Annotated in this window: 9 protein-coding genes; all 9 read right to left on the bottom strand. The window is 64.5% G+C overall.

The features are described 5' to 3' along the window. Positions 1-743: N(2)-acetyl-L-2,4-diaminobutanoate deacetylase DoeB (gene doeB / locus AC1DUU_RS17590; protein ID WP_476784692.1), on the bottom strand; the 743-nt coding region annotated here is incomplete at its 3' end. Between the two features lie 2 nt (positions 744-745). Then, the gene (gene doeA / locus AC1DUU_RS17585; protein WP_476784691.1) at positions 746-1,924 is read right to left on the bottom strand and encodes an ectoine hydrolase DoeA; all 1,179 of its coding nucleotides are present in this window, start codon (positions 1,922-1,924) and stop codon (positions 746-748) included. 48 nt (positions 1,925-1,972) lie between these two features. Continuing rightward, positions 1,973-2,965 carry an ectoine utilization protein EutC gene (gene eutC, locus AC1DUU_RS17580; protein ID WP_476784690.1) on the bottom strand — a complete coding sequence of 331 codons (993 nt, stop codon included), beginning with the start codon at positions 2,963-2,965 and terminating at the stop codon, positions 1,973-1,975. Then, complete coding sequence (gene eutB, locus AC1DUU_RS17575) at positions 2,962-3,975, bottom strand: hydroxyectoine utilization dehydratase EutB (protein ID WP_476784689.1); 1,014 nt, start codon at positions 3,973-3,975, stop codon at positions 2,962-2,964. Before eutB ends, eutC begins: the two co-directional genes overlap by 4 nt. Further along, entirely contained in the window at positions 3,972-4,751 is a 780-nt protein-coding gene (gene eutA, locus AC1DUU_RS17570; protein ID WP_476784694.1) for an ectoine utilization protein EutA, read from the bottom strand. The genes eutB and eutA overlap by 4 nt, the downstream gene beginning before the upstream one ends. Positions 4,752-4,759: 8 nt before the next feature. Next, positions 4,760-5,419, bottom strand: coding sequence for an ectoine/hydroxyectoine ABC transporter permease subunit EhuD (gene ehuD, locus AC1DUU_RS17565; RefSeq protein ID WP_476784688.1), 660 nt, complete (start codon positions 5,417-5,419; stop codon positions 4,760-4,762). Then, the gene (ehuC, locus tag AC1DUU_RS17560) at positions 5,419-6,078 is read right to left on the bottom strand and encodes an ectoine/hydroxyectoine ABC transporter permease subunit EhuC (protein ID WP_476784687.1); all 660 of its coding nucleotides are present in this window, start codon (positions 6,076-6,078) and stop codon (positions 5,419-5,421) included. The genes ehuD and ehuC overlap by 1 nt, the downstream gene beginning before the upstream one ends. A gap of 223 nt (positions 6,079-6,301) precedes the next feature. After that, the gene (gene ehuB, locus AC1DUU_RS17555) at positions 6,302-7,123 is read right to left on the bottom strand and encodes an ectoine/hydroxyectoine ABC transporter substrate-binding protein EhuB (protein WP_476784693.1); all 822 of its coding nucleotides are present in this window, start codon (positions 7,121-7,123) and stop codon (positions 6,302-6,304) included. A 102-nt stretch (positions 7,124-7,225) separates the two neighbouring features. Then, a partial coding sequence (locus AC1DUU_RS17550; protein WP_476784686.1) for an ATP-binding cassette domain-containing protein occupies positions 7,226-7,620 on the bottom strand: 395 nt, incomplete at its 5' end.

The raw sequence follows: 7,620 nt of genomic DNA, 5'->3' as shown, positions 1-7,620 counted from the left end.
GTCTCGATGGCGCCATCAAGGATGCCTGCGTGGCGGAGCAAATTCGCCACGCCGCGCCGCGCGATACGCACCGTTTCGGCCGTCGACGTGCCGCCGCCGCCAAGCTCCGTGGTGACGAAGACCTTGCCCATGTCCTCGGCGGCAGTGTCGTACATGCCGACCGTGTCGATCTCCAGCATCCTCATCGACCACGGCGCCGAGAAAGCTTCGACCGCCGCAAACGCCGCCTTTTCCTGCGCCTTGTTTGGCAGTACATGCGCCGCGCACCAGGGCAGGAAGTCGAGCGTCTTGCCGCCGGAATGGAAGTCCAGCACCAGGTCCGCGCGGGGAAGCAATTCACGCTGGAAATAATCCGCGATCTTCTGCGTCACCGTTCCATCGGGCCTGCCGGGGAAAGAGCGGTTCATGTTGCCCTTGTCAATCGGCGATGTGCGCGTCGCGGTCCTGAAGGCCGGGTAGTTCATCGCGGGCACGATGATCACTGTGCCCGAGACGTCTTTCGGGTCGAGACGTCGCGCCAGGTCGAACAGCGCCAGCGGGCCCTCGTATTCGTCGCCATGGTTGCCGCCCGTCAGCAACGCGGTCGGACCCGCACCCTTCCTGACGACGCAGATCGGGATCATCACCGAGCCCCACGCTGAATCGTCACGGCTGTACGGCAGGCGCAGATGGCCGTGCTGGACGCCGTCGCGGTCGAAATCGACGCTGGGCGAGATCGGCGAAGGCCGCATGTCAGTTGTCATGATCAGTCCTTCACCACCAGCTTGCGCGGCACGTTGGCCAGGCACTCGACGCCGGTTTCGGTGATCAGGATCGATTCGGTGATTTCCAGCCCCATCGTCTCGAGCCACAGGCCGGTCATGAAATGGAAGGTCATGCCGGGCTTCAATTCGGTCTTGTCGCCGGGGCGCAGGCTCATCGTCCGCTCGCCCCAATCCGGCGGATAGGAAAGACCGATCGGATAGCCGGTCCGGTTGTCCTTGGTGATCCCATACTTCTTCAGGACCGCGAAGAAAGCGTTGGCGATGTCCTCGCAGGCGTTGCCAGGCCTGGCTGCCGCCAGTCCTGCATCCATGCCTTCGAGGGTCGCCTTTTCGGCATCGAGGAAGGCCTGCGTCGGCTTGCCGAGGAAGACGGTTCGGGATAGGGGCACATGATAGCGGTTGTAGCAGCCGGCAATCTCGAAGAACGTGCCTTCGCCTGATTTCATCGGCCTGTCGTCCCAGGTGAGGTGCGGCGCCGAGGCATCCTCTCCGGACGGCAGCAGCGGCACGATCGCCGGATAGTCGCCGCCGAACTCCGGCGTGCCGCGAATGCCGGCATCGTAGATTTCGGCGACCAGATCGCATTTGCGCAGGCCCACCTGCGCCTTCTCAACGATGCGCGCATGCATTGCCTCGACGATGCGGGCTGCGTTGCGCATGTAGTCGATCTCGGTCGGGCTTTTCACCGCGCGCTGCCAATTGACCAGCGCCGTGGCGTCGACGAAGCGCGCATTCGGGAGATGTCTTTGCAGCGAAGCGAAGGCCGCGGCGGAGAAATAATAATTGTCCATCTCGACGCCGATGGTGAGCTTGTCCCAACCGCGATCGGCAATGACCTTGGACAGGTAGTCCATCGGGTGGCGCTCGATCGACTGCACATAGTGGTCGGCGTAGCCGACGATGTTGTCTGCCGAGAGATAAGCGGTGCGCTTTGCGCCATTGGCGTCCTGGCCGCGGCCATACCAGACCGGCTCGCCGTCCGGCGGTACCAGAACAGCCTGGTGGACGTAGAACGACCAGCCGTCGTAGCCAGTAAGCCACGCCATGTTCGAGGGATCCGAGCAGATCAGCAGATCGACACCCTTGGCCTGCATGGCGCGCCGGGACTTGGCCAGCCGCTCGTCATATTCCGCGCGGGTGAATTTCAGATTGGGCTGCATTTCCTTAAAATCCTGCTTGTTGGGCCCTCTTTCTGGGCCGGGTAGAATTCAGCTTTCGAACGTCGTTCCGGCGCCGGCCACTCTGGCGCGATCCCGCGCCAGAGTGGCGATCGCGGTGTCCTGCACGCCGGTCCCGGTCAGATCGGCGATGGTGATGTCGCTAGGCGCGCGGCGTCCTGGCCTCGCGCCCGCGATTATCTGGCCAAGTTCGGTGATATCGGCCTCGGCTCCGACAAGTCGGGCAAGAACCGCGTGATGCAGTTCGCCCAGCCGGCGCGTCTGCCTTGCGCTGTCGGCGACGTAGAGATCGACCATTCCGATCAATGCGGGCGCCAGCTCGTTCTTGTGTTCGGCGTCCGACCCCATCGCGGTGATATGCTGGCCAGGTTCTACGAAACCCGCGCGGATCAGCGGCTCGGTTGACGGCGTGGTCGTGACGATGATGTCCGAACCGGCGACGGCCTTTGCCGCATCAGGTTCGGCGCGCACGGCGATGCTAAGCTGCTCGCGCAGCGTGCCCGCCAGCCGATCCGCCTTGGCGGCGTCGCGCGCCCAGATGCGGACTTCGGCGATCGGTCGCACGAGCATCAACGCTTCAAGTTGCAACACGGCCTGAACGCCGGCGCCGAAAATCGTCGCAACGGATGCGTTGGGCCGCGCCAGATATTTCGCTGCCACCGCGCCGGCTGCAGCGGTGCGGATATCGGTCAGATAGCCATTGTCCAGCAGCAGCGCCTCGACCAGACCGGTCTTGGCCGACAACAGGACCATCATGCCGTTGACGCTGGGCAGTCCAATCTTCGGGTTGTCGAAGAAGCCGGGGCTGATCTTGATGGCGAAGGCATCGATGCCCGGCACATAGGCGGTCTTCACGTCGACTTCGCCGCGGTACTCGGGAATGTCGAGCCGCAGGATCGGCGGCATGGCGACGGCAAGCGTCGCCAGCGCGCGGAAGGCGTTTTCCACGCAGGCCACCGCGTCGTGATCCAGTTTGACGATCTGGCGCAGGTCCGCCTCGGTGAGGATGGTCATCGAATTCATGTCGCGTGCTCCTGGGGGTGCGAGAAGTCCATCTGCTCGAAACGGGTCCGCTCGCCGTTGATCACCTGCCTGTGCAGCGTCATGTCGATGTTGCGGCCGGAGACCAGGGCGATCATCGGTCCGCTTGACCGCACCTTGCCGGCAAGGATCGCCGCCACGCCCACGGCGCCGGCGCCTTCCACGACCTCTCGCTCCTGCTCGTAAAGATGCCGGATGCCGGCCGCGATTTCGGATTCGGTCAGCAGCACGACATCGTCGAGCAAGTCGCAACACATCGCGAATGTCACGCGATTGTTGAGGCCGACGCCGCCGCCGAGCGAATCCGCCAGCGTCGGCAGTTCCTCGACCGGCAGGGGCCGGCCGTTGTCGAGGCTCGCCTTCATCGCCGCGCCGCGCGCCATTGACACACCGATCACCCGTGTAGAGGGGTTTGTTCCCTTGACCGACGCGGCGACGCCGGACGCGAGCCCACCGCCAGAAAGCTGCACCAGAACAGTTGCAGCGTCAGGCACGGCCTGCATCATCTCCAGCCCGAGCGTGCCTTGACCGGCGACGATGTGCGGATGGTCGAAAGGCGGCAGCATGACCAGCCGCTCTTCAGCCACCAGCCGCTCGACCTCCTGCTGGGCGTCGTCCTGGCTGTCGCCGACGATGCGCACATCCGCGCCGAGCCGCTTGATTTCATCCACCTTGTTGCCGGGCACCAGCCGCGACATGCAGATGACGGCCCGGACCCCTTCCAGCCTTGCGGCATGGGCCAGCGCGCGGCCGTGATTGCCGGTCGAGGCGGCGACGACGCCGCGGCGCTTGTCGGCGTCGCTCAGTTGGGCGACCGCGTTCGACGCGCCGCGCAGCTTGAAGCTGCCGGTGGTCTGCCGATGCTCGAGCTTGAGATGCACCGGCACGCCCGCAATCGCACTCAACGAGGTCGACAGCACGGTCGGCGTCCGCTCGATCCTACCGGCGATGCGTTCGGCCGCGGCACGGATATCCGCAAGCGTCACGCTCATGCGGCACGCAGCGGCAGCGTGAATAACCGGCCGAACGCGGGATGCGCGGAATCGTCGGCCGTCAGGCGCAGGCATTGCCAGGCGGTCGCTTGGTTGCTGCTGACGGCGGGCCGGCCGATCGCCGCTTCGATGGCGGGCATGGCGAGCGCGGCGCGTAGCGCCGTGCACGATATGAACAGCGCGTCCGACTGGCTTGCGGTCGCGTCACGCGCCAGGTCCGCCAGAGCTTGAGGTGGAATGCGCGCCATCTCGCGGTCGTCGTCGAAGCCGAGGCAGGTGAAGCGGTCGATCTCGAAGCCGTGGCGGCTGAAATAGGTGGCCATCGGCCGGCTGGTCTCAACCGTGTAGGGGGTGAGGATGCTGATGCGGCGTGCGCCCAGCGCCTTCAACCMGGCGATCGCGGCAAGCGGCGGCGTCACCACCGGCACGCCGGGCTTGGCCGCGCGGATCGCCACTTCGATCTCGGCGTCGCCGATGACGACAGAGGCCGAGGTGCAGGAGTAGCAGATCGCCTCAAGGGTTTCGTCCGGCAGGATGAGCGCGGCGCCAGCCGTTAGCGCCGGCTGCATCTTGCGCAGGTTTTCCGGCGTCGTCGGGTTGGCATAGGGGATTCGCGCGACATAGACGCCGGTTCGCTCGCTCGCCACCATGCGGCGGAAGTCCGGCTCGGTCGTGTGGTCGGTCGCGAGGATGATCAGGCCGACGCGCTTCGGCAGCGGCCGATCGTCCAGCGCCGGCCGCGTCGGGTGAAGATCGATCTGCACATTTGGTTGCATAGGTGCGTTCATCTCTCGATCCGTCCGTAATGGTGTTCCAGCCAGCGCAGCAGCATGACGGCGACGAGGCTGATCGCCAGGAAGAACGCGCCGACCAGCGTGATCGGCTCGATGTAGCGATAGTAGGTGTTCGCGACGCTTTTCGCCTGGTTCATCAGTTCCAGCACGGTGATGGCCGAGAGCAGCGGCGTCTCCTTGAACATGGCGATGAAGTAGTTGGCGAGCGCCGGGATCATCGGCGGGATCGCCTGCGGCATGATGATCCGCGTCCAGGTCTGCCGGTTGCTGAGATTGCAGGCCTTGGCGGCCTCCCACTGGCCGCGCGGCACATTGTCAATGCCGGCGCGATAGACCTCGGCCGTATAGGTGCCGTAGTGCAGCCCGAGCCCGATCACGCCAGCCAGCAACGGCGGCAGCAGGATGCCGATGTCCGGCAGCACGTAGAAGATGAAATAGAGCTGCACCAAAAGCGGCGTGCCGCGGATGAACTCGGCGAAGAAGCCCACGCTGCGCGCAACGATGCGGTTTTCCGAACGCCGGCCGAGCGCGATGCCAAGGCCGACCACGGCTGACAACACCGAGCCCAGCAATGTGGCGAGGATGGTGATCTTCACGCCCTGGATGAGGGTGGGCATGATTTCCCAGACGAATTTCCAGTCCCACTCCATCAGGTGCGCACTCCGTCTAGGCCGCGCGCCATCCGCCGTTCAAGGGCGCGGATGGAGAAGGCGATGATCATGGCGAAGGCGAAATACAGAACCAGGATGGTGGCGAACGGGAACAGCGTGTTGCCGGTCTGCGCGCGCACGATATTGGCCTGGAAGGTCATGTCGGATAGCGAGATCAGCGACACCACCGATGTCGCCTTCAGCAGCTCGATCGCGTTGTTGCCGAAGGTCGGCAGCATCACCAGCAGCGCCTGCGGCAGGATGACCTTGCTCATGCATTGCCAGCGGCTGAGATTGAGCGCGATGCAGGCCTCGTACTGTTCCCAGCCGACTGACTGGATGGCGCCGCGCACCACCTCCGCCGCATAGGCGCCGACATTGAGGCCGAGCGCCAGTACGCCCGCCTGCAACGGCGTCAGCGATACGCCTGCGAACGGCAGCACGAAATAGGCGAAGAACAACTGCACGAAGATGGATGTGCCGCGAAAGAACTCGATATAGGCCGTCGCCAGCCATCTGATCGCGAAGACACGCGAAATCCGCCCCAGTCCGGCAACAAACGCCATCACCAACGCGAGTGCTGAGCCCATCACAGTGAGCTGCACCGTGACGACTGCGCCTTGCAGGATCAGGCTGAGATATCCGGACCAGTCGGCCATGGGTTCTTGAAGTATCCATTCGATCGTTAGACCAGGGCTTCGGGGATAACCTCCTTCTCCCGGTTCACGGGTCCGAAGGACGGAGCGAGACAAGCGGCTCGATCCCGGTCGATGCCGGTAGGCAGATGAGGGGCGGAGCTAGGCACTCAGAACTTGCCGCCGCCCCTCATCGGGCCGTTCGGGCCACCTTCTCCCCGTGAACGGGGAGAAGGAAAATCGCTCGTCACTGCGCCGGGGCGCACAGCTTCTCCGTCGATGTCGACATCGCAGCCGCAGCCGAGAAGCCGTAGGGTTCGATGATCTTGGCGAATTCGCCCGATTCCTTCAGCTTGGCGAGTTCGACATTGAAGGCGTCGCGCAGTGCTTCGTCGCCTTTCTTGAAGGCCGCGCCGTCGCAATAGACCGGCGCGCCGACGACCGGCGCCACGACTTCCAGATTCGGATCAGCGGCCTTTTTGACCAGGTCGTTGATGGACAGCACCGGCAACGAATAGGCGTCGATGCGGCCATCCTGCACCATCTTCAGGCCGCTCTGGCCGTCCGGCACCACAACCACGCGGTCACGCGGGACGCCGGCTTCGAGTGCCAACTTTTCCTCGGTGCCGCCGCCCGGCGCGCCAACCGTGGCGGTCGCATCCTTGGCGAGGTCCTCGTAAGACTTGAAGCCTTTCGGGTTGCCCTTCTTCACCAGCAGCGCCTCGGCGTCGCAGAGAACCGGCTCGGAATAGGCGACTGCGGCGCAGCGCTCAGGCTTCATGAACAGGCCGGCGGTGACGACGTCGTGACGGCCGGCCTGCAGGCCCGGGATCATCGCGCCATATTCGGAGATCGACGCGACGATTTCCGGCACGCCGAGCTTGCCGAAGATGACGCGGGCGACATCAGGCGCTGCGCCCGACACTTTGCCGTCGGCGGCCACGGCCGTGAAGGGCGGCTCGTTGGCGATGGCGACACGGGCGAAGCCTTGTGCCCTCAACTGCTCGAGCTTGGCGTTGTCCTGTGCCGACGACGGCAGGGACAGGGCGAACGCGGCACCGAGCGCCATTGCGCCGACGCTGGCGAAAACCGCTATTTTTTTCATTGCTCCCAACTCCTTTGGTTATACGGTCTTACGGCAAAGGCGCATGCCCATGCCGCGACATTACAGTCAGACACGATGCCCGGCAGCGATGATCTTTCGCAGGAAAGTTTGCGTTCGCTCCTGCTTGGGATTGCGGAAAATCTCATCCGGCTTGCCCTCCTCGACGATCCTGCCGCGATCGAAGAACAGGATTCGGTCGGCGAAGTCATGGGCGAAGCCCATTTCGTGCGTGACCAGAAGCATGGTCATGTCGGTCTCCTCGCACAGCTTCCAAAGGACGTTGAGCACCTCTTCGACCAGTTCGGGATCGAGCGCGGACGTCACCTCGTCGAACAGCATGATCCTGGGTTGGAGCGCGAGCGCCCGGGCTATCGCCACCCGCTGCTTCTGGCCGCCGGAGAGCTGCGCGGGCATGGCCTTCGCCTTCTCCGCCATGCCGACCATGTCGAGTAGTTCCATCG

This window comes from Aminobacter sp. P4_H6_2 (genome assembly GCF_056400805.1).
Note: the sequence above shows the minus strand (reverse complement) of the source record. Positions and strands in the feature narration are given on the sequence as shown.

Excerpts from the sequence above, each read along its gene's own strand:
- eutC (WP_476784690.1), bottom strand. The coding sequence starts at position 2,965 with ATGAATTCGATGACCATCCTCACCGAGGCGGACCTGCGCCAGATCGTC.
- ehuB (WP_476784693.1), bottom strand. The coding sequence starts at position 7,123 with ATGGCGCTCGGTGCCGCGTTCGCCCTGTCCCTGCCGTCGTCGGCACAG.
- ehuD (WP_476784688.1), bottom strand. The coding sequence starts at position 5,419 with ATGGAGTGGGACTGGAAATTCGTCTGGGAAATCATGCCCACCCTCATC.
- eutB (WP_476784689.1), bottom strand. The coding sequence starts at position 3,975 with ATGAGCGTGACGCTTGCGGATATCCGTGCCGCGGCCGAACGCATCGCC.
- doeA (WP_476784691.1), bottom strand. The coding sequence starts at position 1,924 with ATGCAGCCCAATCTGAAATTCACCCGCGCGGAATATGACGAGCGGCTG.
- ehuC (WP_476784687.1), bottom strand. The coding sequence starts at position 6,078 with ATGGCCGACTGGTCCGGATATCTCAGCCTGATCCTGCAAGGCGCAGTC.